The sequence below is a fragment of the Staphylococcus sp. HMSC34G04 genome, from assembly GCF_001838765.1.
GTDB classification, from domain to species: Bacteria; Bacillota; Bacilli; order Staphylococcales; family Staphylococcaceae; genus Staphylococcus; species Staphylococcus epidermidis.
The window spans coordinates 1-439 of the sequence record NZ_KV838729.1 but is presented as its reverse complement, the minus strand read 5'-3'; the positions used below and the strand labels follow the sequence as shown (position 1 = coordinate 439).

General features: G+C 23.9%; 1 protein-coding gene. It reads left to right on the top strand.

The annotated features are described in order from the left end of the window. Positions 1-224 precede the first annotated feature (224 nt). A partial coding sequence (locus HMPREF3241_RS05890) for a YSIRK-type signal peptide-containing protein (RefSeq protein WP_141763176.1) occupies positions 225-439 on the top strand: 215 nt, incomplete at its 3' end.

The window sequence follows — 439 nt, the reverse complement described above, 5'->3', positions numbered from 1 at the left end:
TATATTATAAATTCAACTTTGCAACAGAACCTAAATACTTATATAAATGATATAAGTAAACTATAATTAACATTGTATTACAATATAATGTTTTGTATACTATAATTGTATTACATAATGTTTTGTATACTATAATTGTATTACCAGTTTTTGTTTTATATACAATAATTGTATTACCAGTTTTTGTTTTAAAAATTTAATTTGTAAAATTGGAATACGATTTTATAGAGAGAAAAAGGGAGTGTTCATTTGAAAAAAACACGAAAAAATTAGATTTCTTACCGAATAAATTAAATAAATATTCGATAAGAAAATTCACAGTAGGAACAGCATCAATTTTAGTTGGTGCAACATTAATTTTTGGTGCAGGACATAATGTAGCTGAAGCAACTGAAGAAGATGGTAGTACAAATCAATCATCAACAGAAGACAAAACAAC